At 45.4% G+C, this 25,421-nt stretch carries 25 protein-coding genes and 1 tRNA gene; 13 read left to right on the top strand and 13 right to left on the bottom strand.

The features are described from left to right. Window positions 1-954 carry a tRNA glutamyl-Q(34) synthetase GluQRS gene (gene gluQRS, locus ICN33_RS01330; RefSeq protein WP_216193827.1) on the top strand — a complete coding sequence of 318 codons (954 nt, stop codon included), beginning with the start codon at window positions 1-3 and terminating at the stop codon, window positions 952-954. A 9-nt stretch (window positions 955-963) separates the two neighbouring features. On the opposite strand, the gene ICN33_RS01335 is transcribed toward gluQRS, so the two are convergent. The 3 genes from ICN33_RS01335 to ICN33_RS01345 all read right to left on the bottom strand — a co-directional run bounded on the left by ICN33_RS01335 (window position 964) and on the right by ICN33_RS01345 (window position 4,138). Next, a complete protein-coding gene (locus ICN33_RS01335; RefSeq protein ID WP_216193830.1) occupies window positions 964-2,406 on the bottom strand; it encodes a DEAD/DEAH box helicase in 1,443 nt (480 codons plus the stop codon). Window positions 2,407-2,412: 6 nt separating this feature from the next. Then, window positions 2,413-2,820, bottom strand: a complete 408-nt coding sequence (locus ICN33_RS01340) for a heme-binding protein (RefSeq protein WP_215391278.1) — start codon at window positions 2,818-2,820, stop codon at window positions 2,413-2,415. 133 nt (window positions 2,821-2,953) lie between these two features. Next, window positions 2,954-4,138, bottom strand: a complete 1,185-nt coding sequence (locus ICN33_RS01345) for an alanine--glyoxylate aminotransferase family protein (protein WP_216193832.1) — start codon at window positions 4,136-4,138, stop codon at window positions 2,954-2,956. A gap of 227 nt (window positions 4,139-4,365) precedes the next feature. Here ICN33_RS01345 and ICN33_RS01350 point away from each other — a divergent pair, with 227 nt between their 5' ends. Next, window positions 4,366-5,052 carry a GntR family transcriptional regulator gene (locus tag ICN33_RS01350; RefSeq protein ID WP_216193835.1) on the top strand — a complete coding sequence of 229 codons (687 nt, stop codon included), beginning with the start codon at window positions 4,366-4,368 and terminating at the stop codon, window positions 5,050-5,052. Then, window positions 5,049-8,147 carry an FAD-binding and (Fe-S)-binding domain-containing protein gene (locus ICN33_RS01355; protein ID WP_216193837.1) on the top strand — a complete coding sequence of 1,033 codons (3,099 nt, stop codon included), beginning with the start codon at window positions 5,049-5,051 and terminating at the stop codon, window positions 8,145-8,147. The genes ICN33_RS01350 and ICN33_RS01355 overlap by 4 nt, the downstream gene beginning before the upstream one ends. Window positions 8,148-8,159: 12 nt before the next feature. On the opposite strand, the gene ICN33_RS01360 is transcribed toward ICN33_RS01355, so the two are convergent. Genes ICN33_RS01360 through queG form a run of 3 tightly spaced genes read right to left on the bottom strand, consistent with a single transcriptional unit; the run spans window position 8,160 to window position 10,405 of the window. Beyond that, window positions 8,160-8,519 carry an AzlD domain-containing protein gene (locus tag ICN33_RS01360; protein ID WP_216193839.1) on the bottom strand — a complete coding sequence of 120 codons (360 nt, stop codon included), beginning with the start codon at window positions 8,517-8,519 and terminating at the stop codon, window positions 8,160-8,162. Further along, entirely contained in the window at window positions 8,516-9,301 is a 786-nt protein-coding gene (locus ICN33_RS01365; RefSeq protein ID WP_216193841.1) for an AzlC family ABC transporter permease, read from the bottom strand. The genes ICN33_RS01360 and ICN33_RS01365 overlap by 4 nt, the downstream gene beginning before the upstream one ends. Window positions 9,302-9,304: 3 nt before the next feature. Then, window positions 9,305-10,405, bottom strand: a complete 1,101-nt coding sequence (gene queG, locus ICN33_RS01370) for a tRNA epoxyqueuosine(34) reductase QueG (RefSeq protein WP_216193843.1) — start codon at window positions 10,403-10,405, stop codon at window positions 9,305-9,307. Between the two features lie 43 nt (window positions 10,406-10,448). On the opposite strand from queG, the gene tsaE reads away from it, so the two are divergent. The 3 genes from tsaE to ICN33_RS01385 all read left to right on the top strand — a co-directional run bounded on the left by tsaE (window position 10,449) and on the right by ICN33_RS01385 (window position 12,535). Beyond that, complete coding sequence (gene tsaE / locus ICN33_RS01375) at window positions 10,449-11,006, top strand: tRNA (adenosine(37)-N6)-threonylcarbamoyltransferase complex ATPase subunit type 1 TsaE (RefSeq protein ID WP_216193845.1); 558 nt, start codon at window positions 10,449-10,451, stop codon at window positions 11,004-11,006. A 20-nt stretch (window positions 11,007-11,026) separates the two neighbouring features. Continuing rightward, window positions 11,027-12,373 (top strand): N-acetylmuramoyl-L-alanine amidase, encoded by a 1,347-nt coding sequence (locus tag ICN33_RS01380; protein WP_216193847.1) that lies wholly within the window; start codon window positions 11,027-11,029, stop codon window positions 12,371-12,373. An 86-nt stretch (window positions 12,374-12,459) separates the two neighbouring features. Beyond that, a tRNA-Lys gene (locus tag ICN33_RS01385) sits at window positions 12,460-12,535 on the top strand. Between the two features lie 218 nt (window positions 12,536-12,753). On the opposite strand, the gene glxR is transcribed toward ICN33_RS01385, so the two are convergent. After that, window positions 12,754-13,653, bottom strand: a complete 900-nt coding sequence (gene glxR / locus ICN33_RS01390; protein WP_216193849.1) for a 2-hydroxy-3-oxopropionate reductase — start codon at window positions 13,651-13,653, stop codon at window positions 12,754-12,756. A gap of 295 nt (window positions 13,654-13,948) precedes the next feature. Between glxR and ICN33_RS01395 the strand changes: the two genes are divergently transcribed. The 6 genes from ICN33_RS01395 (at window position 13,949) to ICN33_RS01420 (ending at window position 19,077) form a co-directional block, all read left to right on the top strand. Continuing rightward, window positions 13,949-14,890, top strand: coding sequence for a 2-keto-3-deoxygluconate permease (locus ICN33_RS01395; RefSeq protein WP_216193851.1), 942 nt, complete (start codon window positions 13,949-13,951; stop codon window positions 14,888-14,890). An 82-nt stretch (window positions 14,891-14,972) separates the two neighbouring features. Continuing rightward, window positions 14,973-15,953 carry a D-glycerate dehydrogenase gene (locus ICN33_RS01400; RefSeq protein WP_216193854.1) on the top strand — a complete coding sequence of 327 codons (981 nt, stop codon included), beginning with the start codon at window positions 14,973-14,975 and terminating at the stop codon, window positions 15,951-15,953. A 176-nt stretch (window positions 15,954-16,129) separates the two neighbouring features. After that, window positions 16,130-16,327: an antitoxin VbhA family protein gene (locus ICN33_RS01405; RefSeq protein WP_068948940.1), complete on the top strand. Its 198-nt coding sequence runs from the start codon at window positions 16,130-16,132 to the stop codon at window positions 16,325-16,327. Further along, window positions 16,305-16,898 (top strand): Fic family protein, encoded by a 594-nt coding sequence (locus ICN33_RS01410; protein WP_216193857.1) that lies wholly within the window; start codon window positions 16,305-16,307, stop codon window positions 16,896-16,898. Before ICN33_RS01405 ends, ICN33_RS01410 begins: the two co-directional genes overlap by 23 nt. Window positions 16,899-17,063: 165 nt before the next feature. Then, window positions 17,064-17,558 (top strand): hypothetical protein, encoded by a 495-nt coding sequence (locus tag ICN33_RS01415; RefSeq protein WP_216193858.1) that lies wholly within the window; start codon window positions 17,064-17,066, stop codon window positions 17,556-17,558. A 112-nt stretch (window positions 17,559-17,670) separates the two neighbouring features. Next, complete coding sequence (locus ICN33_RS01420) at window positions 17,671-19,077, top strand: DUF2252 domain-containing protein (protein ID WP_216193860.1); 1,407 nt, start codon at window positions 17,671-17,673, stop codon at window positions 19,075-19,077. 105 nt (window positions 19,078-19,182) lie between these two features. Here ICN33_RS01420 and ICN33_RS01425 read toward each other — a convergent pair whose 3' ends face one another. From ICN33_RS01425 to ICN33_RS01450, 6 genes are read right to left on the bottom strand one after another with little or no spacing between them, the layout of a single operon-like run. Beyond that, window positions 19,183-19,989, bottom strand: a complete 807-nt coding sequence (locus ICN33_RS01425; protein ID WP_216193862.1) for an alpha/beta fold hydrolase — start codon at window positions 19,987-19,989, stop codon at window positions 19,183-19,185. Between the two features lie 9 nt (window positions 19,990-19,998). Beyond that, a complete protein-coding gene (locus ICN33_RS01430; RefSeq protein ID WP_255530506.1) occupies window positions 19,999-20,718 on the bottom strand; it encodes an ABC transporter ATP-binding protein in 720 nt (239 codons plus the stop codon). Beyond that, on the bottom strand, window positions 20,708-21,448 hold the full coding sequence (locus tag ICN33_RS01435) for an ABC transporter ATP-binding protein (protein ID WP_216193865.1): 741 nt from the start codon (window positions 21,446-21,448) through the stop codon (window positions 20,708-20,710). The genes ICN33_RS01430 and ICN33_RS01435 overlap by 11 nt, the downstream gene beginning before the upstream one ends. Window positions 21,449-21,451: 3 nt before the next feature. Then, a complete protein-coding gene (locus tag ICN33_RS01440) occupies window positions 21,452-22,387 on the bottom strand; it encodes a branched-chain amino acid ABC transporter permease (protein WP_216193866.1) in 936 nt (311 codons plus the stop codon). After that, on the bottom strand, window positions 22,384-23,244 hold the full coding sequence (locus tag ICN33_RS01445) for a branched-chain amino acid ABC transporter permease (protein WP_216193868.1): 861 nt from the start codon (window positions 23,242-23,244) through the stop codon (window positions 22,384-22,386). The genes ICN33_RS01440 and ICN33_RS01445 overlap by 4 nt, the downstream gene beginning before the upstream one ends. A 10-nt stretch (window positions 23,245-23,254) precedes the next feature. Next, window positions 23,255-24,502, bottom strand: a complete 1,248-nt coding sequence (locus ICN33_RS01450) for an ABC transporter substrate-binding protein (protein WP_216193870.1) — start codon at window positions 24,500-24,502, stop codon at window positions 23,255-23,257. A gap of 210 nt (window positions 24,503-24,712) precedes the next feature. Here ICN33_RS01450 and ICN33_RS01455 point away from each other — a divergent pair, with 210 nt between their 5' ends. After that, window positions 24,713-25,393, top strand: coding sequence for a GntR family transcriptional regulator (locus ICN33_RS01455; protein ID WP_216193872.1), 681 nt, complete (start codon window positions 24,713-24,715; stop codon window positions 25,391-25,393). Window positions 25,394-25,421 lie beyond the last annotated feature (28 nt).

A 25,421-nucleotide genomic window follows, 5' to 3' on the forward strand; every position in this document is an offset into this window, starting at 1 on the left:
ATGATTTTAGCTGTGTCCAAGCTCAAAAACCCTTCATCCCCAGCCGACGGCTATCGCGGGCGATTTGCCCCCTCACCTACTGGTCCGCTCCATGCAGGATCTCTGGTTGCCGCCCTCGGAAGCTGGTTAGACGCCCGCAAGAATGGGGGTAAGTGGCTGCTCAGAATTGAGGATTTAGACACCCCCCGCTGCGTAGCAGGGGCAACCCAACAGATTCAGTATCAATTACTCGCCTGCGGCCTTTCTTGGGACGAGGAAGTCATCCATCAGTCTCAGCGCCAAGATGCCTACAAAAGGGCCTTAGAGCGCTTAAATGGGCTTCAATACCTATATCCCTGCATCTGTTCCCGGCAAATGATTGCCAACACCCTTATAAGCCAAGGCATTCAAACACCCCGCAATCAAGAAATGGTCTATCCAGGCACCTGTCGTCCTGCCTCAATCCGTAGCAATCCAGTAGAAACATTAGGGGAATTGCAACAGGCTTGGCGTATCGCCCTGCCCCAAAATTGCCATATTGAATTTGAGGATTCTGCGCTTGGACCCCAAAGTCAAAATCTCAATAAGGAAGTGGGTGATTTTGTCCTGCGTAGGAGTGATGGCTTATTTACTTATCAATTAGCTGTAGTTGTTGATGATGCCGAGCAAAACATCACCCATATTGTTCGCGGCAAAGATTTATTAAGCAACACTGCTAGGCAAATTTATTTACAAGAAGTATTGGGATATCAGAGGCCAGATTACCTGCACCTGCCCCTGGTACTTGATGAGCATGGTGAAAAACTCAGCAAGCAAACTTTAGCAACCCAAATTAATACCCAAGATGAAAAGCATGCGCTTCTTGAGTTACGTAAAGCAGCAAACCATTTGGGTTTAAGTCATCTGCCTGATGGCGAGAATGTCACTATTGCAGAGTGGCTACTGGCAGCCACTCATGCATGGCGAAGTGAATGACTAAATGAGTTATTTCTTTTTAAAGCCGCCGAGCAAAGCACCAACTGCAGGTTTAGCTGGTGTAATGCCAACTTTTTTCTCTTCTAACTTAGCATTATCTGAAGCCGCTACTGGCGGGGTACTTGGCTCGTAAGGCTTATAGAAGAATGGGTCCGACATCTTAGCTGGCGCACTACTAGAAGAGCGACTCGAGGTTGATCGACTTGGCGAAGGCGCACCCTCAGGCAAAGGTTTCACATCTAACTTACGCTTCATCAATTTTTCGATATCGTCGAGCAAGCGCTTCTCACTAGCATCGACCAATGCAATCGCATCACCTTTGCTGCCGGCACGGCCAGTACGTCCAATGCGGTGAATAAAATCTTCCGCGTTATATGGCAGTTCGTGATTAATCACACAAGGCATATCCGGAATATCGAGACCACGTGCAGCAACATCAGTTGCTACCAACGCTTCAATGGCGCCAGACTTAAAGGCATCTAAAGTTAAAGTACGTTCACCCTGACTCTTGTCGCCATGAATCGCGCCGGCCTTGATACCATCACGCTCGAGTGCACGAGATAACTTTGCGCAGCCCAAACGGCTATTGGTGAAGATGATGCATTGACGTGATAAACCTTGGCGTGTACGTGCTTCCAATACCTGAACAATCGCACGTTGCTTATCCGCAGAAGAAACCATGTGCACCACTTGTTTTACCGTGTCGGCCGCCGCATTTTGACGGGCTACCTCCACTGTTACCGGGGTACGCAAATAACTTTGTGCCAGCTTTTTGATTTCTGGTGAGAAGGTTGCAGAGAACAAAAGTGTTTGTCTTTGTGCAGGAATCAAATCAATGATGCGCTGTAAGTCGGGCAAGAAACCCATGTCAAGCATGCGATCGGCTTCATCCAAAACCAAAATCTCTACCTGTGAGAGATTGGCGACTTTAGAGCCTATGTGATCCAGCAAGCGTCCTGGGGTAGCAATCAAAATCTCTACGCCATTACGCAAAATGGCAACTTGCTCTTTCATATCCACGCCACCATAAACGACGGCGGCGCGTAAATCCGTATGTTTTGAGTAACTGGCGGCATTCTCGGATACTTGCACTGCCAATTCGCGAGTTGGCGTCAGAACCAATGCACGAATTGGATGGCGCGCTGGTGAAGCACTACTGCTAGCGTGACGCAAAATCTTTTGAATAATCGGCAAAACAAAGGCAGCCGTCTTGCCGGTACCAGTTTGGGCTGCACCCATCAAGTCACTACCCGCTAATACGTGCGGTATTGATTGCGCTTGAATCGGAGTGGGAATGGTGTAACCCTGCTCAAGAACCGCTTTTTGTATTTTCGGGTCTAAACCAAAGTCAGCAAAAGTAATCGTTGCTGGCGGGGCATTACTAGCATCAGTAGGGGCAGCGGCATCGCTAACCCCTGTAGAAGAATTTATTTCAGTAGCAGTATTTATCAAGGTAACTTACAGGATGGCCGCAATGCCGGCCTTAGCGGTTTCAGCATCCTCGGTCGATTTAACGCCGGAAACGCCGACTGCGCCGATGGTAAACCCGTTTACCTCGATATTGACCCCACCCTCCAACATGCCCGAGATATGTGGGGCAGATAAGAAAGAAATGCGGCCGTTATTAATAATTTCTTCGTAAACACGACTCTCGCGCTTACCCATTGCAGCAGTGCGTGCTTTCTCTTGCGCAATGTATGCAGATACTGGAGCACAACCATCGCGGCGAGTTAAACCCAATACATGACCGCCATCATCACAAACAGCAATTGTCACTGCCCAGTTATTTTTAGCAGCATGCTTATCTGCCGCGTCCAAAATCTTTTGAACATCAGCTTGAGTTAAGTAAGGTTTAGTAGCCAACATGTTTAATCTTTCTGTCTCGAATATGGTGTATTTGTTTCATGCACTTCTATATAAGTACTTGAATTATAAGGGGTGTAGCTCGATTCCTTATACAGAATCAGGCTCCACCCCGCTCTCGCGCTGTAAGTCCTTCTTATTTAAGGAACTCTTGGGCTGCAACAACTCCGCTGGCCTTGGGTTTGTAGCCCATAGAGCCCAGACTCATCTCTACCCCGCTTAAGGCAGCCATCAAGCTCAGCTCATTACAGTCACCCAAATGACCGATGCGAAATGCCTTGCCTTTGATCTTGCCTAAACCCGTTCCCAAGGAAAGATTGAATTTCTCTAAAGCATGTTTACGTAATACATCCGCATCCATACCTTCTGGAGTAGCTATACAAGTCAGCACTGGTGAATAGCAGCCTTCATCTTGACACTGAATCTCTAGACCCCATGCATTCACCGCTTCTCGACAAGCGGCAGCTAAACGTTGGTGACGCGCAAAAATCGTATCCAGTCCTTCGGCCATCATCATGTCCATGGCTTCATGCAAACCGTACATCAAATTGGTGCTTGGCGTTGTTGGCCAGTAACCATTTTTATTCGACTCAAGAATCTCATCCCAAGCCCAATACGATTTATGTATTTTGTTTTTTTGACTGACTTCAATTGCGCGTGGTGACAAAGCATTAAAGCCAATACCTGGCGGCAACATCAACCCTTTTTGCGATCCAGAGATGGTGACATCGGCACCCCACTTGTCATGCTCATAATCAGCCGAACCCAAGCCAGATACGCTATCCACGAGCAATAGGGCTGGATGCTTTAGAGAATCAATCGCTTTGCGAACGGCAGCAATATTCGATGTCACACCTGTTGAAGTTTCGTTATGCACTACGCAAACTGCTTTAATTTCGTGTTGCGTATCTTTACACAAACGCTCTTCAATCACCGAGGCATCTACACCCCAACGCCAAGAATCTTGTCCCGCTTTACCGACTACCTCAACATCTAAACCAAGACGCTTACCAAGCGCACGCCACAAGTTAGCGAACTGTCCAGTTTCATAAAACAAAACTTTGTCACCAGGATTCAGAACGTTAACCAATGCACCTTCCCAAGCACCCGTTCCAGATGCGGAATAAATAATGACCGGCTGCTCAGTTTTAAAAATCTTTTTAATGCCATCTAATACCTTCAGACCAAATGCGCCAAACTCCGGGCCACGATGGTCAATGGTTTGATAGCTAATCGCGCGCAATACGCGTGGAGGCACAGGACTTGGGCCAGGAATATGTAAAAAATGGCGTCCTGATGCGTGGTTATCAAGTTTCAACATGCTTTGTCTCACTTATTGTGGTTTTATAGATCGTTAGTAGGTGTTTATTTCTGCTGCTAGTGTATGACAATTTTTAGGAAATTGCCATTTTGTATACAATTTATTTTCAATGAAGCTCAAAATAAAGCCTAATTTAAGCCTTTAAAGGCTATATTTATGCCTGAAGATCGTTTATTCTTACTTTTGTATACAAATTAACAGTTACTAGCTTAATCAGGAATGAATGCATGTCAGTGATAGAACAGCCGAATTCACAAAATTTGCATGAAGCGACTTTCGAGAAGCTCAGATCACTTTTGGTCGAAGGCAAGATTGCCCCTGGTAGCAAACTCAATGAACGTGAATTAGCCGAGAGCCTCAACGTCTCTCGTACCCCTATTCGGGAGGCGATTCGTCGCCTGGCTGCTGAAGGCTTGGTTGAGCTTATCGCCAATCGTGGTGCGATCGCCGTACAACTTAGTCTTGAGGATGTACTGAATACATTTGATGTCATTGCAGACCTCGAGGGCTTCTCTGGGGAATTAGCAGCCAAAAATATTAGCGATGCCACCCTCTCTGAATTAGAGGCACTCCAATACGAGATGATGGCCTCATACGCGCGTCGTGATTTGTCGAGCTACTACAAACTCAATTTACGCATTCATCATCTAATCAATCAGGCGGCAAACAATTCTGTTTTATCTAAGCTCTTCACTCAAGTGAATGCGCGTATTGAAGCATTACGCTTTCGCTCCAATCAAGATGGTGTTAAATGGGAGAAGGCTGTAGAAGAACATCAAGAGATGCTCGATGCCTTAAAAGCGCGTGATAGCGTTCGTATGCGAAGAATCATGATTCAGCATGTCAGAAATAAACGTGATGTGGTTGCACATTTACTCAAATCAGAATCCACCCTTGAAACTACCAAATCATGAATAAGCCCTTAGATCTTAAAGAACTCATGATTGATAAAGGTGCACTAGCCAAACGCTTATGCCAAGAAACTGCTGGTGAAGTTATGACCGATAGTGCGAGTCGTGGACGCTATGCAACCGATGCCTCTATCTATCAAGCGATGCCTGTTGCCGTCTTTGTGCCGAAAACTGCGCAAGATATTGCGAGTGCTATTCAGATTGCAGCAGAGATGGGTGTACCTGTTCTACCGCGTGGAGGCGGCACCAGTCAATGCGGTCAAACAACGGGCGCCGCACTGGTAATCGACAATACAAAATACTTTAGAAATGTTTTAGATCTCAATCTGGGTAAAGGCTATGTAGAGGTTGAGCCCGGCATAGTGCTCGATCACCTTAATGGTTCACTGAAACAACATGGTCTTTGGTATCCGGTCGATGTTTCTACCGCTGGACAAGCAACGATTGGCGGCATGGCAGGCAACAACTCCTGTGGAAGCCGCTCGATTGCTTACGGCAATATGGTGCACAACGTTTTAGGAATTGATGCGTGGCTAGCCAATGGGCAAGTGGCGCAGTTTGGCAACTATGCCAATAGCACCGGTGTTGCCAAACAGTTGGGGGACTTTGTCAAAAACTTAGCCACCACCCTCCAACCAGAAATTGAAGCCCGCTTTCCGAAGGTACTTAGAAGAGTTGCTGGTTACAACCTGGATATCTTTCATCCACAGAGTGAGCTGCCCTACACCCAAGATGGCAGCGTGAATTTAGCGCACCTCTTGGTTGGTAGCGAAGGCACTCTTGGCTACTTCAAATCACTCAAGCTCAAACTTGCCCCATTACCGCAGCACAAGGTATTAGGCATTGTGAACTTCGCTAGCTTCTATAAGGCGATGGATAGCGCACAACACATTGTGAAGCTCGGCCCTACCGCTGTTGAGTTGGTCGATCGCACCATGATTGATTTAGCGCGCAGCAACCCTAGCTTTAAGAAGACTATTGAAACGGCCTTAATTGACCACACAGCACAAACTCCAGAAGCGATTTTGTTAGTAGAGTTTTCGGGTGAAGCGCACGCACCATTGCTCGAGAAGCTCAAAGCACTCCAAGAACTCATGAGTGATTTAGGTTTACCAGGATCAGTAGTACCGATGCCTGACGCATCTTTGCAAAAAAATTTGTGGGAAGTGCGTAAAGCAGGCCTGAACATCATGATGAGCTTAAAAGGGGATGGTAAGCCAGTAAGCTTTATTGAAGACTGCGCCGTTCCTTTGGAAAGTCTGGCGGATTACACCCAAGCACTGACTGATGTATTTTCTAAGTATGGTTCTCGCGGTACTTGGTATGCCCATGCCTCAGTAGGCACATTACATGTACGTCCTATTTTGGATATGCGTAGAGATGGCGCCCAAAAGATGCGTGCCGTTGCCGAAGAGGCTTCTGCCTTAGTACGAAAATATAAAGGCGCATACAGCGGAGAACATGGTGATGGCCTCTGTCGTGGCGAGTGGATCTCTTGGCAGTTTGGTCCCAAGATCACTGAAGCTCTCGCAGAAATCAAACACGCTTTTGATCCCAAGGGATTATTTAATCCCGGCAAGATTATTGATCCACCGAAGATGGATGATTCAAGCAACTTTAGATTTCCACCAAGCTATAAAGTAATTCCCTTGCAACCTGCATTAGATTGGTCTGCCTGGAATGTACAAAACGATCCCGTTACTGAGCAAACTACTGCACCCGGTACCGGTGGCGACCCAGCCATGGGTTTGGCTAAGGCTGTTGAGATGTGCAATAACAATGGTCATTGTCGAAAGTTTGATGCAGAAGTAATGTGTCCTAGCTATCGCGTTACGCGTGATGAAAAACATCTCACTCGCGGTAGAGCCAATACGCTGCGTCTTGCGCTTTCGAATCAACTGGATCTCAAGAGTGGCTCCTCAGCAAAGGCATCTCCTTTAGCAAGCGATGCAGTGAAAGAGGTGATGGAATTGTGCGTCAGTTGCAAAGCATGTCGCCGCGAGTGCCCTACTGGCGTTGATATGGCAAAGATGAAGATTGAGTTTTTATCCGCCTACAAGAAGCGCGTTGGCCATTCTTTAAGGGATTTGGCGGTGGCGCACTTACCGAAATACGCACCCGTTATTAGCGACATTCCATTGCTGCCAGCATTACTAAATTTGCGCAACCAGATTAAGCCAATTGCAACGCTCCAAGAGTGGATCATGGGCATTTCTGCGCAAAGAAGTCTGCCAATCTGGAAGAGCAAAACTTTCTGGAACCAAAAAGAGTCAAATGCTGATCAATACACACCAGATCAATTGGCAAATAATGCCGATGGCAAAGGCGTTGTTTTATTGGCCGACACCTTTAATGCTTATTTTGAAGATGAGAATCTCCAAGCAGCATTGAAAGTACTTAAAGCTGCTGGCTATCGTGTTCATATCCCTCATAAGAGTCAAAGTAAGAGCCAAGACCAAACGGCAAAACAAATAACCTCTGAAAGTACTTGCTCAAAAGAGTTTTGCTGCGGCAGAACATACCTTGCCGCAGGCATGGTTGATAAAGCGAAAGCAACTCTTGGTGAATTAGTGAACTACCTCGCACCCTACGCCGAAAAGAATATCCCCATCATTGGTTTAGAGCCCTCTTGCCTCTTTACCTTGAAGGATGAGGCTTTGGTAATGGGCTTTGGTGAAAGTGCTGTTACGGTTTCAAAGCAGGCCCAACTCCTGGAAGAGTTCTTAGCAAGTGAAGTGAAAGCTGGCAAGCTTCAACTCCAACTAAAGGCAGCTAATAAATCTGTGCTTTTTCATGGTCACTGCCATCAGAAGTCTTTTGCCGCTGTTACTCCTGCAATGGAGTTACTCAAACTCATTCCCAATGCAGAGCCTAAGTTGATTGAGTCTTCTTGCTGCGGTATGGCGGGTAGCTTTGGCTATGAGGCAGAACATATTGAAATATCCAAGCAAATGGCTGAAGCCAGTCTTTTGCCAAGTATTCGGAAGTCACCGGATAGCTGGGTGGTTGCTGATGGCACGAGTTGTCGTCATCAGATTGCTGATGGCACTCAAAGAGAGGCTGTACATATCGCCAGAATCTTGGCGGCACATCTTTGAAGAATTAACGTATCAACGAATAATGCCGTAACTCACCATCAGCAAAGTTCCTGTCAGCAATGCAGGAACCAATCGCTTGGTGGGTTTAGAGATCATCACTCCGATAGCCAAAGCGCAAATCAGAATGCGTATCCACAAAGGAACCGTTGCCATTAAGCCTAATGGCATCACGATCAAACGTATGGTTAAAGAAGCGACCATCGCATAGGTCACCGCCGCTAACCAACGGAAGATTTCACTATCTTGGTTAATACTTTGCGACAGGAATACCCCAATTGCGCGGCAGAAGTAAGTACCTAGACAGGCACCTACCAAAGCAATCCACAACCCCCAGCCCGAAAGCGCGCTAGCCATAGTATCCATTGCACTCATCCGACAAGTCCCGCTTTTTTGCGCAGGAACTGGCGATCAATGAAGTAAGCCAAGGTGCCCGCAACCAATCCTGAGGTTAGCAAGCTAGTGTCGCGATCAATCAAAAAGAAGATGGGGCCAAAGATGCAGCCCAAGAAAATCGCAATGCGGTTAATCCAAGGCTTGACCTCGGTAAAGGTGAGCAAGAAAAACAGGGGGTTAATGAACACCAAACCAAGGGTTACAGGGGCAGGCACCAGGCCCGCTAAGAAGTAACCCAAAATGGTTCCTGGGATGGAAATCAACCAACATAGCAATCCCAAGCCAACAAAATAACTTAGACGATGCTTAACCTCAATCGCATGAAACTCGCGCATTGAGATAGCCCATGCAGTCATTGCCAGCAAATGGACAGAAGCATACAAACTGCGATTGCGATCTTTGTGATGAAACTGCGGAAAGAGCGTCACTGTCATCGTAATGAAACGAGTGGAGGTGAGCGTGACCGCCAGAGCGATTGCTAAGGCTGATGAGCCTGTAATTGCCATCTCGAGCAAGACCACTTGCCCCGGTAATGCGAACATGAAGAAGGAGGTAAAGGTAGTGAACCAAACATCAAATCCATTGGTTTTGCCCATTGCTCCAAAGCCCACCATGCCAGCAAAGAGCACCATGGCTGGTGCGCCAGCAGCATCACGAATACCGGACCAAAAAGCATCACTTGGATGTTTAAAGCGTTGTGCCGCAGCCTCCTCTAAAGCGATTTCGCTAGGATCAATGTAGGGTTGGTCTGCAGATGACATGGCCTAATTGTAAGCCTTTAGAGCCCATTGAATATGCTCCGTTACTAAAGCGTCAGCATCAGTAAGTGCATCGCTTAATGCCGATCGTATTGCCGACTTGTCAATCTCCGCTACAGCAGAGTTTGACAGCGCATTACCCATCGCTACCGCCAAATTACGACGCCAACGGATATAACCAATTCTGCGAATTGCACTTCCTTCGTGGCGCTTCTCAAACTCGGCTTCTGTCCAAGACCATAAATGCAAAAGACTCGCCTGCCCTAAACCATGCCGCTGCGCAAAGTCTGGTAACTCAGTGCGTTTTGCAAATTTATTCCAAGGACAAATTAGTTGGCAATCATCGCAACCATAAACTCGGTTGCCCATTGCACTTCTAAATTCAACAGGAATAGCTTCTGGATTTTCAATAGTGAGATAAGAGATACATCTGCGCGCATCCAACTGATATGGCGCTGTAATGGCTTTTGTAGGACATATATCAATACAAGAGGTACAGGTGCCACAATGCTCTTCGATCTCTTGATCAATGGGTAGCGGCACATCTACCAAGATCTCACCCAAGAAAAAAGTAGAGCCAGATTCTCGATTGAGTAAAAGCGTATGTTTACCTCGCCAACCTAATCCCGCCTTACGTGCCAACTCCACTTCCATTAATGGGGCTGAGTCAGTAAATACGCGATAACCCAACTTTCCAATTCGCTCTTCTATTAACTCGGCAAATTCCTGTAAGCGACTACGCAACACCTTGTGATAATCACGCCCACGGGCATACATCGAGACTACCGCTTGAGAGGGATCTTCCAGTCGTTGCCACTCTGTATCAAAGTTGGTTTCGGAAGGCAGGTAATTCATGGAAACGCAAATCACTCGCACAGCCCCGGGCACTAAAAGCTCGGGATTGGAACGTAAATCAGCATGGCGTTGCATGTATTCCATATGGCCATGACGCCCCTCTGCCAGCCACTGATTGAGTCGCTCACTAGCAAGGCCAAGATGCGTATCGGTAATGCGCAACCCATCGAATCCCAGTGCCGCAGCTTGAGCTTCTAGCCAACCCCGTAGATTGGACTCATCTAAAAACTGAGGATTGGTAGATAAAGACATATGGAATACAGAATGTAGCTCAATAATTGAATAAACTAGGGCAATGACCGGAAATCAGACGCCTCAGGCATCTCCCAAAGCATCTCTAAAGCAATATTGTAGGCAGGAAGCGGAAACCGCCAAACTTGCCAAAGGCTTTGCCGCCAGTCTTGAGCGTTTTATTACCCAGAACCCAGATGCCCATCTCAATATCTCCCTAGAAGGAGATTTGGGGGCTGGCAAGACTACTTTTGCCAGATATCTCATTCAGAGCATGGGATATGAGGGCAAAGTGAAGAGTCCCACCTACACATTGTGCGAGCCCTACTCTATTAATAAGACTAAGCAACATAACCAAATTGAATTCTTCACAGTCCATCACTTTGATCTTTACCGCATGCATGATCCATTAGAGTGGCAGGAAGCTGGTTTTGTAGAACATTTTGATGTGCCAGGTTTTTGCTTAATCGAGTGGCCCGAAAAAGCGGAAGGAACTTTGCCCGCATTCGATATTCAGATTCAGTTATCTGCAGGTGTAAATGAATATGAACGATCCATTACGATCAATGCCCTATCAGAGCAAAGTAGAACCGTAGTCGAAGATACTCAAGCCACTCAGTAATGACTAATTGGTAATGATCGATGAGTAAGAAAAATATCAATCTCTCAAGAAGGCAGCATCTCAAGACCTCAGTCAAGCTCTTGAGCTTTGCGCTGCTGCTTACCGAGGTAGAAATTGCTTGGGGCGCCAAGATCTTAGGAGTGCGGGTCTGGCCCTCTGAAGACTACACCCGCGTTACTCTAGAATCCGATACCCCACTGCCAATTACCCAACAGATTCTGACGAATCCAGACCGCTTAGTGGTCGATGTACAAGGATTAGAACTCAATCCTACACTCAAGGATTTGGTCGCCAAAGTAAAACCAAATGATCCATATATTTCACAAGTTCGCGTGGGGCAATTTCAGCCAGGCGTTGTGCGCTTGGTATTTGACTTAAAAGAGCCGATTAAGCCCCAACTCTTTACGCTAGATCCCATTGGTGAATACAACTACCGCATGGTATTTGATCTCTACCCCACCACTCCACTAGACCCTTTAATGGCCCTGGTCAGAAGTAGTGCCAAGAAAGAAAGTGCACTCGAGAAATCCAACGAAGAAGTAGATCTCATTGCGCAGTTTGCCACCAAGAAAGAAAAGGATCTCGCTAAGACTCCAAGCACTCCCGTAGCGCAAGCCATTCCGGATCCTAAGGAATTACCGGCGCCCGCAAAATATAAGCGCTTAATCACGATTGCGATTGATCCTGGCCATGGAGGCGAAGATCCAGGGGCAATCGGTGCTGCAGGCTCTCGAGAAAAGAATGTTGTTCTCGCTATTGCCAAGCGACTTAAAGACAAGATTGAAGGTGAAGCCTATATGCGCCCCTTCTTGACTAGAGATGGTGATTACTTTGTCCCTCTTCACGTCAGAGTACAAAAAGCACGCCGAGTAGAGGCCGATCTATTTGTATCAATCCACGCAGATGCCTTTATTGAGAGAAACGCTAAGGGCGCTTCAGTATTTGCACTCTCTCAAATGGGTGCAAGCAGCACTACAGCAAGATGGATGGCCAACAAAGAAAACGCATCTGATCTGATCGGCGGTATCAACATCAAGACGCAAGATCGTCAAGTAGCTAACCTCCTTCTAGATATGTCGACCACAGCTCAAATTAAAGACTCTTTGCAGGTTGGCAACTCGATTCTGAAGCAAATTGGTGGATTTGCGCCTCTACATAAGCCCAAGGTGGAGCAAGCGAGTTTTGCTGTTTTGAAGGCCCCAGATATCCCCTCCATCCTCGTTGAGACTGCCTTTATTAGTAATCCTCAGGAAGAGGCTAGATTGAACGATGATGGCTACCAGGATCGGATTGCGGAGGCTATTTTGAGAGGAATTAAGGATTATTTTTCCAAAAACCCACCGGTCGCTAGACGCATTAACTCCTAGGAACTTGTAAGTACAAGGGCTGAGAGGCAGACCCCGCAGACCTGAGGAAGACCTACAAACTTCTTGCTATAATTTATGGCTTAACTGGGTCGGTAGCTCAGTCGGTAGAGCAGCGGACTTTTAATCCGTTGGTCGCGAGTTCGAATCTCGCCCGACCCACCAGTTATACAAAGGGATCACAGAAATGTGGTCCCTTTTCTTTTGGCTGAATGGAATGCGGTGGTCACCGTGAGGCCTGACCAAGAATCGGTATTTTTTAAGAATGCGCAGTAATATCGCCAACGCATCGGTAAAAAAATCATATTTGGCCAAATTAAAACCTCATCATTTCTGATGAGGTTTTTTTAACGTAATGCACTTCTTAGGTAGAACGAATTACATTAAGTAGACTTCTGTCCAACTTCGAAATTTGCAAGCTTTTCCAGAGCCTTGACCATTGCAGAGTGATCCCAAGCCTTACCACCATAAGCCAAGCAGGAATTAAATAATTCTTGAGCATTAGCAGTATTAGGTAAAGAAACTCCTAGAGCTCTTGCACTATTGAGCGCTAAATTTAAATCCTTTTGATGCAACTCAATCCTAAAGCCAGGATCGAATGTTCTCTTGATCATGCGCTCAGCATGTACCTCTAAAATTTTAGAGCTGGCAAAACCGCCCATCAGAGCCTCACGAACTCGAGCGGGATCTGCGCCGGCCTTGGAAGCAAACAACAAGGCCTCGGCTACAGCCTCAATATTCAGTGCAACAATAATTTGATTGGCTACTTTAGTAACCTGGCCTGCGCCATTGTCACCAACCAAAGTAATATTTTTACCCATCAGATCAAACATAGGCTTGACTGTCTGGAATACAGACTCTTTGCCACCGACCATGATGGTCAAGGTACCGCCCTTTGCGCCTACCTGACCACCTGAAACAGGGGCATCCAGATATTCACATCCAAGAGCATTAATCTTTTTTGCAAAATCCTTGGTTGCAATTGGAGAGATTGAACTCATATCAACAATAATCTTGCCCTTAGTCAAGCCATGGGCAACTCCATGTTCACCAAAGAGTACTTTCTCAACATCTGGTGTATCGGGCACCATCGTAAAGATAATGTCAGCCATTTTCGCTACTTCTGCTGGAGTTACGCAAACAACAGCGGCACTATTAGCCAACTCTTCTGGCACCTTGCTGCGCGTATTAATAAATAGCTCATGGCCAGCGGCCATTAAGTGCGATGCCATAGGCGCGCCCATAATACCCAACCCGATAAAACCTAGTTTTAACTTACTCATCAGTGATTAACCTATCTTTTATTAGCGCGCTGTCTCGTTTTTTAATATTGAATGGGGTGCTAGCGCTTATGGCACCCCCACAGCCTTATTGTATTGAAAAGAAGATCACTTCGCCCCAGGGCTGATTTGCCTAATTTCTAGGTGTTTTCTCTTAATTTTGAGCTATATCAATAGATTATTTCGACAACACTTGATCTAATGATTGTTGAATTACGCAATCGCAACCGTATTAGCAAAAAACATAAAAATAGGCTCTTTTGAGACCTTGAGACAAACCACACTAGAAAAGGTAAACATGAAAATTTATCAAGCAATTAACAAAGTTCCCGGCGGAATCATGGTGGTACCCCTATTTATAGGGATGCTACTAAATACATTTGCCCCAAATGCCTTAAAAATTGGTGGATTTACCCAGGCATTGACCAATCAGGGCTACCCAACATTTTTAGCAATGTACCTCTTTACTGTTGGTACAAAAATGACGCTCAATGCAGCTCCATCCATGCTTAAGCGTGGCTTTGGAATTATGTTTGCCAAAGTAGGTATTGCAATTGCTGTAGCACTGGCTATTGCCCACTTTTTCAATGGTGATGTTTTAGGTCTTACAACCCTAGCAGTATTGGCAGCTATGAATGACACCAATGGCGGCATGTTCTTGGCGTTGACCAGCACGTTTGGTAATAAGGAAGATGCGGGCACTTATGTCCCACAAAGTATTGAAACCGGCCCCTTCCTGACTATGCTGGTATTGGTTGGCGCGGGTTTAGCCGTTATCCCCTGGATGACCATGTTCTCAGTAATCGCCCCAATTCTTGCTGGTGCAATACTTGGAAACCTAGATAAAGATCTACGTGATTTCTTTGGCGCTCACGAGCCGATCATTGTTCCATTTATGGCGTTTACGCTTGGACAAGGCATCAACCTGAACGCAGTACTCACGGCAGGCTTGCCAGGCATCCTACTCGGAATCTCTGTATTGGTAATCACAGGTATTGTATGCATCCTAGCTGACCGCTTATTAGGCGGCTCTGGAGTTGCTGGAGCAGCAGCATCAAGCACAGCCGGTAATGCTACCGGCACACCACAAGCAGTTGCATTAGCCGATCCAACTTTTGCTGCAATTGCACCAATTGCTACCGTTCAAGTTGCTGCATCAGTGATTGTTACTGCAGTACTCACTCCACTATTAACTGCTTTTGTTTACAATAAAAATAAGCGCAAAAATGGTGGGAATTAAGCTTTAGCAGTCACCTCTGTTTTAAGGTGGTTTTATTTAGTGCAAAACATTTTGTTTTGCACTTTTTTATTAGGAATTTTAAATGTCTAAACCAAATGTATACATCACACGAAGCATTCCCGAACAAACTATTGCCGAGCTAAGAAAGACCTGTGATGTTGAAGTTAATCCCCATGATCGTGCTTTAACTCGCGAAGAACTCATGAATGCTGTTAAGGGCCGTGATGCGGTGATCACCCTATTAACAGATAACGTTGATGCCGAAATTCTCGATGCAGCGGGGCCGCAATGTAAGATTGTCGCCAACTACGCTGTTGGTTTTAACAACTTCAATCTAGATGCAGCCACAAAACGCGGTGTCATTATGACCAATACCCCCGGTGTTTTGGATAAGGCAACCGCCACCCATGCTTGGGCTCTCCTGTTGGCTGCTGCAAAACGTATTTCAGAATCAGAGCGCTACGTTCGCGAGGGTAAATGGAAAGGTTGGTCCCCAATGACATTTATCGGCCAAGATGTGGACGGCAAAACTCTCGGTATCGCCGGCTTGGGCAGAATTGGTACGATGTTTGCTAGAAAAGCGGCAGCCTTTGATATGAAGGTTATATATACCAACGAACAACGTAACCTCGATTTTGAGAAAGAGTATGGAGCTACGTTTGTGGATAAGAAGACCCTTCTAAAAGAGTCAGACTTTCTCTCAATCCATCTGCCTTTAACTCCAGAAACAAAATACTACATCGGAGCAAAAGAATTATCCCAAATGAAACCTAGCGCTATTCTCATTAATGCAGCGCGTGGTCCGCTCGTAAACGAGAAAGAATTAGTCGAAGCACTTCGCAATAAAGTAATTTGGGGTGCTGGACTTGACGTCTTTGAGGATGAACCAAAGCTGGCTGAGGGACTTGATCAATTAGACAATGTTGTAATTGTTCCGCATATCGCCTCTGCTACCCTTGATACGAGACTAGCGATGGGCAAAATCGTGACTGATAACGTTTTAGCAGTACTCAATGGAAAAGCTCCAATTACCTGCATTAATCCTGAGGTCTTAAAAAAATAAATTTTTAGGTAGCTTATGGCGAGATTCGAATCTCGCCCGACCCACCAGCAATACTAAGCCTCGCTTCTGCGGGGCTTTTTTATTAGTCACATCATCCCTCCAAATAGCTATTTAAGGCCTGATTTAGAGCTATTTTATGGCTAGGAAATCACCCCCAAATCGACTAAAATAGACTTATGCCAACTAAGTTTGCCAACCAATCTCAAGCTCGCCAATACAACGTTTCTAACGCTGTAGCTTCTGCTAGGATTGAAGGTATTGTTCCAACTAAGCAGTTAGAGCAAAACCTCACTGATTACGTTGCCGGCAAAAAGAGTATTGCGCAAATATTGGAAGAAACTAAACAACGATATGTCACGCTACGACGCGGATGACACCTACTGCTACCCTGGTACAGACGTACTTCGAAACAAAGCAGAAATAACCAACGCAGAAGATTTAGACACCTACGAAGGTGAGCTATCTACTTTGCGCTCAATTGAAATTCTAGAGAAACCCATAGCAGGTCAATTTGACCTTGCCCATCTTCAGCGCATTCATTTGGCACTCTTTCAGGACGTATATGACTGGGCCGGCAAGATTCGCACAGTAGATATAAGTCGTGGTAATAGTCGCTTTGCTAATGTGCGCTTCATTGAGTCAGCGGCAAATGATATCTTTAACAGACTAGCTCGCGAAAACTGGCTCAAAGGGTTGGATGCCAATGCCTTATCGAAAAGATTGGCGCATTACCTTTCAGAGATCAATGCCCTTCATCCTTTTAGAGAGGGAAATGGTCGCGTACAGCGCATATTCATCTCCCAACTTAGCCAATCAGCCGGATATCAGCTCGACTACTCCGACCTGGAGCAGGAACAAATTTATCAAGCAATGGAACTAGCGTTTAATGGCGATGAATCCATTCTTGCCAATCTGATTTCGGATCGCCTGGATCGAAATGAATAGGTTTGAGCAATTTACCGTCCTGTCTGAGCCAATCAAACCTCTTTAAGCCCGTTGGTCGCGAGTTCGAATCTCGCCCGACCCACCAGTTATACAAAAGCCACCCTCGGGTGGCTTTTTCTTTGGAGTCTAGCTATTTGGATTACAGAAGCTATATTGAGGTAATGTATGTCTAATATTGCTTACATTGGAGATGCAATAGTGCTATTCAAAAAATTACTGAGCATTGCTTTGCTCACCCTCTTAGCGGGATGTCAGGGTATGCCTCAAGAAGGCATGGCCCCCGTGAATCCCGGTGGTGATGTCACCCTTATCTTTAATCGCACAAGCACAGTTTGGTTTGCAATTGTGAGAAGCGCTCAGGTTTATGTGGATGACCTTAAAGTCTGCGTTATCCCCAATGGAGAAAATTGCATAGTCAATATTTCATCAGGGAAACATGTTCTTAAGGTAGATAGCACCTTCTCTGGCTCTTTCGGCGTGTTTTCTCAAGCCTATCAATTTGATAGTGGCAAGACCTATCGATTTGTTATTACGCCAAACAAAACTGAAATGGTTGCAAATAGCATGCCCTTTGGCGTTGCAGAAGCTACATACTATGAAGCAAATAAAGGCAATACCAGCAGCAATAATGGTGACTTCACTATGAAGCCCGCCGACTAATAGCCAAATTAATCCGTTGGTCCCGAGTTCCAATCTAGCCCGCCCCACCAGTTGTAAAAAGCTACCTTTGGGTGGCTTTTTCTTTTGACTCTCTTCATGGCATCATTAAGGGATGTCCAGCGAACTTTATAAGTCATTTCTTAAAAAGAACCCCAGCCGTCAAGAGCGCATTGATTTAGGAAAATCGATTCGCAAACAGGTTGTCAGGTCGTCTATTGGTCAATTTGATATAGAAAGCAAACGTCAATCGCCGATCGACATATTGCTTTCTCAAGCCAAGACACGAATTCCTGAATATGTCCCCATACGCCATGCTCGGATGGCAGTAGATCCATTTGCATTTTTTCGGGGTGGCGCTGCAATCATGGCTAAGGACTTATCCAAGATGCCAAGTCCATCCATCACAGTGCAATTATGTGGTGATATGCATGTGAGTAACTTTGGGTTCTTTTCCACAACTGAGCATCAGTTAGTCTTCGGAATCAATGATTTTGATGAAACCCTTCCCGGCAATTTTGACTGGGATCTGAAACGTCTTATTGCAAGTGCCATGATTGCGTCACAGCAGTTGGGACAAGATCATGCTTATGGGGAAATGATTGTCAGAACCATTATTAGCGCCTATCGAACCTCCATGCATCGATATTCAACACTGTCTTATATTGATCTCAAACGTAGTTATATCGATGAGAAAGCATTAGTCAGCGCTGCAGCAAGAAATGCAAAGCCAGTCAGTCAAATCTACTTACAAAAATTAGTAGACAAAGCGCGAAAAAATAATAGTCAAGGTCTTATCGGCAAGCTGACGGAAAGCACTCCTGAAGGAATCCGATTAATTAACCAACCCCCTTTGATTGAGCACCCAGAATTTTCGCAGCACGGCAGAAAAATATCGGAATTGAATGATGTGGGCCTAAATTCATATATTCAATCGTTAAATCCAGATCGTAGATATTTGTTATTGCGCTACAAATGGATTGATTGGGCTAGAAAGGTTGTCGGCGTTGGAAGTGTTGGTACCGGTTGCTGGGTAATGTATTTTGAGGGTCTTGACGTCAATGACCCCCTTTTCCTTCAAACAAAACAAGCCCAGAAATCAGTATTGGCTTCATTTTTTCCAGATACGCAGTTTCAGTCGGAAGGTGAACGAGTGGTCCACGGGCAATGCTTAATTCAGGGCGCACCGGATCTCTTTTTGGGCTTTGGCAAGACAGCAGAATCAGATTTTTATGTTCGGCAGTTACGCGACATGAAGGGTGGCATTTCTGTTGGTAACGATGGCATTAATGCCAAAGTATTTCCAGATTTTGCAAAACTCTTTGGATGGGCCTTAGCTAACGCGCATGCTCGGTCCGGAGATGCCGCCATGATTGCAGGCTACTGCGGCAAAAGTGAAGCAATGGATGATGCCCTTGTGAGTTTCGCAACAGCTTATAGCAAGCAAAATGAAATAGACTACGACACCTATTTAAAGGCGATAAAGGCCGGGAAAATCTCCTGCGCAACTGAAAACTTTTAATCCCTTGGTCGCGAGTTCAATTTTCACCTGACCTACTAGCTATACAAAAGCCCTTGAATACCCTTCTAAGGGCTTTTTATTTATCAGACGATCTACTAGCGTGAGTTAATGTGTATCGAGCCAGTTTTGCAGACTTTGGTTGAATTTATCAGGCTGTTCCATTAAGAAGAAATGGCTCGCATTGTCAAACAGAATAGTTTCTGAACCTGCAATGCCCTTGCTCAAAATCTCTGTAGCAGTCAAAGAGCAAATTGGATCATTTTTTCCGGCCATGACGAGTGTCGGCTGCATTATTAGATCGAGTTGAGCACTAGTGTCATGGTTTTGGCATGCCTCATTCTGACGGATATAGCATGCAGGAAGTCTTGTTTCCCCACCAATGAGTGCTTCTATTTTTTTAACTTGCTCTTGTTTATTGTTAAAAAATTCATAAGAGACAAAGTTTTGTATAGAGTGTCGTGCGTGATCAGCCCAGCTCATACGCCACTCGAGCGCTTCTCGCATATTCAATAAGACTCGACGGCCAAGAGGATCTAATACTGCAAACGATGCACACAGCACCAAGGACTTCACTCGCTCTGGGGACATTAACGCCATATGCTGAGCAACCGCTCCGCCCATAGATCTGCCAACAACATGTGCCGATGGAATATCCAGAAAATCCATCAAACCCAAAGTATCTCTTGCAAGATCTTGAGTGCTAATAGGTTCATCTACTTGTGTACTCTTGCCTGCACCCCGGTTATCAAATGCAATCACTCTGTAGTGATCTTTTAGGAGCTGTATCTGGGCTGTCCAGGCGCTATAGTCGCCGGCTAAGCCATGAATTAATACCACTGGAACACCCTGGCCAACATCAATATATTGAATATCGTAGTTGCCGATCTTTGCCGTCTTTAATAAATCCTGCATATCGATTCCTTACTCAACACTTAGGTGTGCTTGCAGCTCATGCTGCTTTTCAGTAAATAGTGTTTTGCTGCCAGCAAAGACTACCTTGCCGCCATTTAGAAGCACTACATCATCTGCAACACTTAAAGCAAGATTGAGATTTTGCTCGACCAGCACAATAGAGATAAATGGCTTGAGGGTAGCAATAATATTGCCCACTTCTTTCACAATTTGGGGTGCCAGACCCTCTGAAGGCTCATCCAAAAGCAATACTTTTGGGTTAGTCATCAAGGCCCTGCCGATTGCCAACATCTGTTGCTCACCGCCGGATAGGCTACCTGCTATCTGATTCTTACGTTCATTCAATCGAGGAAAGAACTGAAATACATCTTCAAGAGACCACTGGCGAGGACTTCCAGATCGAGTTGCTTGATAAGCAACATCTAAGTTTTCTTTCACAGTAAGGCTTGGAAATATGCGACGCCCCTGTGGAACAATACCGATGCCTGCATGACAAATTTTCTCTGGTGATAAATTTTGCAATGGCAGACCATCCAACTCAATCAAGCCATTTCTGCCAGATAAAAATCCAATGATAGAGCTGATACAAGTAGTCTTTCCTGCGCCGTTTCTACCCAATAAAGCCAGTACGGTATCTTTCTTCAATTCAAATGAAACGTCATACAGAATATGGCTATCGCCATAAAAGGCATTCAGGCCTTCGATCTTGAGGATGGCATTAGTGGCCAAGATAAATCTCCTTGGTTCGCGGATCATTTACCACCTCTTGACGTGTGCCAGAGGTAATCACTTCTCCATAATGCAACAGTGTTACGCGGTCAGCAAAAGCTAAAGCTACGGCCATATCGTGTTCAATCATCAAGATGGTGATGTTGCGATCAATTTGCTGCAGTAATGCAGTGATCGTTTCACGCTCCTCTGTAGACAAGCCTGCTAGGGGTTCATCGAGCAATAAAATTTGTGGGTTTTGAGCCAAGGCCATTGCGATTTCTAGGCGACGCTTCTCTCCGTACGAGGTCTGCTCCAAAGGCAGATAGGCTTTAGAGCCAAGCCCCACTTTTTCTAGAACGGTCAATGCTTTTTGATCTAAATCAGACTCTGATAAAAAAGATCCCCAGCATTTCCAACGCAGCGGCATTTTTCCTAACAGCGCTAGCTTTACGTTGGAAATTAAATTATCTTTTCCAAAAAGCGTGAGAATTTGGTAGGTCCTTGCTAAATCGAGTTGTGCACGCTTAGCGGTTGGCAACTTAGTAACATTTTTTCCAGCAAGAACAATAGATCCTGAGTCAGAAGCAAGATCACCTGAGATTAGATTAAACAGCGTTGTCTTGCCTGCGCCGTTTGGTCCGATTAGCAAATGCCTCTCTCCTGCATTCACAGTCAAATTGACGCCTTTGGTGACTTTTAGCCCACCAAAGGATTTACTTAAATCGGTAACTTGAAGAATGGGGCTCATACTTTACTTAGGCGCAGTCAGTGCATTTTTAATGCGGGCAAATCCAGCAACAATTCCACCTGGAATGAACATCACGATGAAAATAAATACCAAACCTAATAAGGTTACCCAGTGATCCACATATTGGCTCGCCACATTCTTTAAAAGCATCACTAAAGCAGCTCCAATGACTGGCCCCATCAAAGTGCCAGCGCCACCAGCAATCACCATCAAGAGCATCTCGGCAGAGTTTGCTAATGAAAGACTGTGTGGACTAATAAATTGGTGATAGTAGACATACATAATTCCACCAATGGACCCGAAGAAACCACAAGCAGCAAAGGTTACCCAGCGAATGAGCCAGACATTAAAGCCGAGAGCGCTCATCCGACGAGGCTGATCTTTGGTTCCCCGAATGGTGGCGCCAAAAGGAGATCGAACTAAGATCGCAATAGCAATCCAAACCAATAAAAATACAAAAAGGGTGAAGTAGTAGAAATAACTTGCTTCCCCCAAATCAAATCCAAAAATATGTGGTCTTGTGATGCCAGATATACCGTTATCACCGCCAGTAACACTAGCCCAGCGATAAGCTAAGCCCCATAAAATTTGGCCGAATGCCAAGGTAATCATCAGAAAGCTGATGCCTGTCGCACGCAAAGCAATGAGTCCGAAGACGCCAGCGACAAATGTAGTTCCCACAATAGCAATCGCTGCAGTGCTAGCGTGACTCCAACCCAGCTTTACTGTCAGCCAGCTACTAATGTAGGCTGCTAAACCCAAATACCCCGCATGACCTAACGAAGTCAAGCCGGCATAACCCACGAGCAAATTGAGGCTCATTGCAAAAATGCCAGCGATCAGAATTTGACTTGCTAGGTTGGTGTAATACGTACCCCCAAGAATGATTGGGAGGGTGAGCAAAACAGCCAGGATGGCAATATAAAAAATGCGGTTCAAGCGCTAATCTTTCCAAACAAGCCACGCGGGCGAACAGCCAAAATAATCAGCATCGGTAAAAATAAAATGATGTAAGCCAAATCCGGAAATAAGGCTTGGCCAAAGCTGTAAATAAAACCAATCAAGAAGCTACCAATGAATGCGCCTAATAAACTTCCAAGACCGCCCAGAATCACCACGACCAAAGCAATGGGCAACATATCAGCATCTAGCCCAGGGTAAACCGACAAAATCGGAGCAGCTGCAATACCCCCTACTCCAGCTAAGGCCGCGCCCAAGCAAAAAACAATAGAGAATAATTTAGTCGCTGGTACGCCGATGCCCTGCGCCATTTGACGATCGTCAACGCTTGCGCGAATCATGACGCCCAATTTTGTTTTGTCGAGCAAGAGCCACAATCCTAGCGCCACAAAAATACTAAAAACTACTAATGCAATTCGGTAAAGGGGAAATGTTTGACCCAGGATCTGAACACCGCCAGCTAGAAAACTGGGCGCAGCAACCGGACGAGGATCCCCACCCCAAAACCAAAGACTGCAATCTGCAATGACAAAAGCAACACCTAAGGTAGCCAATACTTGAGACAAGCTATTACCCGCTAAGCGGCGCAGAATAACTCTTTCTACAGCACAGCCCAATAGGCCGATCGCAATTGCGGCGGCAAGGATTGCAAGGAAGAATGAATGGCCAGCCTCAACAACACTGAGGCCCACATAAGCGCCCAACATAAAATAAGCGCCGTGCGAAAGATTGGCGATGCGCATTAATCCGAAAATTAATGAAAAGCCCGCCGCCAGGGTGAAAAGAACTCCCCCTAGGGCAAGGCTATTGAGACTTTGAATTAACCAAAAAGACATGTGGTGCGAATTAGTTTTCTAAATTATTCGCAGGCGGATAATCTCTTGAGTACACAGGGTTAGCCAAGAAGTCCTTTGTCTTATAAGTCCAGAACTGACTGACTGCAGGGTAAGTTTTGATAACCACGTTAGTCAGCTTGCCATCTTTTTTCTCAACCTTACGGATATAAATATCCATAATTGGGTTACCCAATGCATCTAATGTCACTTTACCTCTTGGATCATTTGGCAACTGCACCGCACGCAATGCAGCCATAAAGGCATTTTTATCTTCAATATTGCCTTTGACGTCTTTTAATGCTTGTTCAAGCATCAATGCAGCACCGTAGGCACCCATGGAATAGTAGCCAGGATCCTTTTTGTACATTGCATTGAAGTCTTTTACAAACTTCGCATTAGCAGCGTTGTTAAGGTTTGCAGAATACCAACCGGTTGAAATCACACCCAATGCATCATCACCCATGAAAGGCAATATACCTTCATCAACAGTAGTCATGGCACCAAGCAGTGGAATTTTTCCTTTCAAGCCGTACTCACTGTATTGCTTCACAAACTTCACACCGTTACCACCAGCAAAGGCCGCAAATACAGCATCAACATTTGGTTTAATCTGACCAATATAAGTTCCGTAGTCAGCCACATTCAATGGAGTCCAGAGTTTTTGTACTACCTTGCCACCGTTCTCTTCAAATGTTCTCTGGAAACCAGCTGCAATCTCATGACCAAAAGCAAAGTCATCTGCAATGATGGCAATTCGTTTGTATTTCAAGTCTTTAGCAGCATATTCACCAAGCGCATGACTTGGTTGAGCTGAACTGCCAACACCACGCACAAACCATGGGTTCGGTTTACGTTGGGTCAAATCTTCTGCACCAGCAGATGGGGAGATTACAGGCACCCCTACTTTTTTAATGTAATCGTCAACTGCAATCGCTTCAAATGCAGCCAAAGGTCCGATGATGACTTGAACCTTATCTTTTTCTACCAGCTCTTGTGTTTTAGTTTTTGTAACGGCTGGCTGCCCAGAAGTGTCGGCCACAAAAAGCTCCACTTTTCTACCGGCTATCGTATTGTTGCGCTCCTTCATAAACAGATTGATTGCCTCCTCCATCTGCTTACCGCCAGCGGCCAATGCACCGGATTTGATGGTTAAGAAACCAACACGAATCGGTGTGTTATCTGCTGCATAGGCTGCGGGCGCTATGAGTGCCCCCGTTACTGCAAGCGCTATTGCTTTTAGGTGGATCTTTTTCAACATAACTGTCTCCTCACGGTGTTTTGTACTCTTTAATTATTGTTTTAATGTCTTAGTTGATATACTACAATAAATTTAAATTTAATCAATATTTTTTCTGTAAATATTATTTATTGATATAAATCAATTACTTATAAAATTGTATAGCATCCTGTAAAACCCTTGTGATATATTACGATCAATATTTATAGAGAGCCTAATATCTCTGAAACCATGACAGCCACTATTACAGAACCCGTAGAAATAGACGGTCGACTGCTCCGTGAGAGAGTGTACGAAGAGCTTCGTCAAGATATTTTGTCGTGCCAATTAATGCCTGGCGCTGAAATACGAGAAGCTGAATTGGCAGCGCGGTTTGAAGTCAGCAAATCCCCAGTACGTGATGCTCTCATTAGCCTTGAGCGCGAAGGTTTAGTAATTACTATTCCACGCCAAGGTTATCGGGTAGCCCCTGTTTCAATTTCAGATATGTTGGATATGTTTCATTTGCGCGCAGCGCTTGAGCGAGCCAACATCGAACGCGTGATTCGTCATGCGAGTGACGAACAGTTACAAGCTCTAGATCAATACAAACGTTTTGATGAAAACCAATGGAAAGATGGATTTGTTGGATATAACAAATCGTTCCATAGAAAAATGGCTGAGCTGGGTGGTAATCCACGCATGCGTGATCAACTCATCGACCTAATTGATTTAATGGAAAGAGCTGTACAGATCAGTGTGAGCAATATGAATCACGGCAAGCCTGAAGCACTTGTAGAGGAGCATCGCGAGATCATTGACGTAGTTCAATCGAGATCGATTAAATCTGCCCAGCGCCTAGCTGAGCAACACGTACTTGCCGCAGGCAAGCGTGTCAGTAATGCAGTATCACGCGGAATGATAGTCAACTAATTCAAATAATTTTTATACAAGGATCACC

Origin of the sequence: Polynucleobacter sp. UB-Tiil-W10, from assembly GCF_018881605.1 — a bacterium.
Taxonomy (GTDB): domain Bacteria; phylum Pseudomonadota; class Gammaproteobacteria; order Burkholderiales; family Burkholderiaceae; genus Polynucleobacter.

Bases quoted from the DNA above. Each gene is read 5' to 3' on its own strand.
- gluQRS (WP_216193827.1), top strand. From the start codon at position 1: ATGATTTTAGCTGTGTCCAAGCTCAAAAACCCTTCATCCCCAGCCGAC.
- ICN33_RS01340 (WP_215391278.1), bottom strand. From the start codon at position 2,820: ATGTTGGCTACTAAACCTTACTTAACTCAAGCTGATGTTCAAAAGATT.
- ICN33_RS01345 (WP_216193832.1), bottom strand. From the start codon at position 4,138: ATGTTGAAACTTGATAACCACGCATCAGGACGCCATTTTTTACATATT.
- ICN33_RS01350 (WP_216193835.1), top strand. From the start codon at position 4,366: ATGTCAGTGATAGAACAGCCGAATTCACAAAATTTGCATGAAGCGACT.
- ICN33_RS01355 (WP_216193837.1), top strand. From the start codon at position 5,049: ATGAATAAGCCCTTAGATCTTAAAGAACTCATGATTGATAAAGGTGCA.
- ICN33_RS01360 (WP_216193839.1), bottom strand. From the start codon at position 8,519: ATGAGTGCAATGGATACTATGGCTAGCGCGCTTTCGGGCTGGGGGTTG.
- ICN33_RS01365 (WP_216193841.1), bottom strand. From the start codon at position 9,301: ATGTCATCTGCAGACCAACCCTACATTGATCCTAGCGAAATCGCTTTA.
- queG (WP_216193843.1), bottom strand. From the start codon at position 10,405: ATGTCTTTATCTACCAATCCTCAGTTTTTAGATGAGTCCAATCTACGG.
- tsaE (WP_216193845.1), top strand. From the start codon at position 10,449: ATGACCGGAAATCAGACGCCTCAGGCATCTCCCAAAGCATCTCTAAAG.
- ICN33_RS01380 (WP_216193847.1), top strand. From the start codon at position 11,027: ATGAGTAAGAAAAATATCAATCTCTCAAGAAGGCAGCATCTCAAGACC.
- glxR (WP_216193849.1), bottom strand. From the start codon at position 13,653: ATGAGTAAGTTAAAACTAGGTTTTATCGGGTTGGGTATTATGGGCGCG.
- ICN33_RS01395 (WP_216193851.1), top strand. From the start codon at position 13,949: ATGAAAATTTATCAAGCAATTAACAAAGTTCCCGGCGGAATCATGGTG.
- ICN33_RS01400 (WP_216193854.1), top strand. From the start codon at position 14,973: ATGTCTAAACCAAATGTATACATCACACGAAGCATTCCCGAACAAACT.
- ICN33_RS01405 (WP_068948940.1), top strand. From the start codon at position 16,130: ATGCCAACTAAGTTTGCCAACCAATCTCAAGCTCGCCAATACAACGTT.
- ICN33_RS01410 (WP_216193857.1), top strand. From the start codon at position 16,305: ATGTCACGCTACGACGCGGATGACACCTACTGCTACCCTGGTACAGAC.
- ICN33_RS01415 (WP_216193858.1), top strand. From the start codon at position 17,064: ATGTCTAATATTGCTTACATTGGAGATGCAATAGTGCTATTCAAAAAA.
- ICN33_RS01420 (WP_216193860.1), top strand. From the start codon at position 17,671: ATGTCCAGCGAACTTTATAAGTCATTTCTTAAAAAGAACCCCAGCCGT.
- ICN33_RS01425 (WP_216193862.1), bottom strand. From the start codon at position 19,989: ATGCAGGATTTATTAAAGACGGCAAAGATCGGCAACTACGATATTCAA.
- ICN33_RS01435 (WP_216193865.1), bottom strand. From the start codon at position 21,448: ATGAGCCCCATTCTTCAAGTTACCGATTTAAGTAAATCCTTTGGTGGG.
- ICN33_RS01445 (WP_216193868.1), bottom strand. From the start codon at position 23,244: ATGTCTTTTTGGTTAATTCAAAGTCTCAATAGCCTTGCCCTAGGGGGA.
- ICN33_RS01450 (WP_216193870.1), bottom strand. From the start codon at position 24,502: ATGTTGAAAAAGATCCACCTAAAAGCAATAGCGCTTGCAGTAACGGGG.
- ICN33_RS01455 (WP_216193872.1), top strand. From the start codon at position 24,713: ATGACAGCCACTATTACAGAACCCGTAGAAATAGACGGTCGACTGCTC.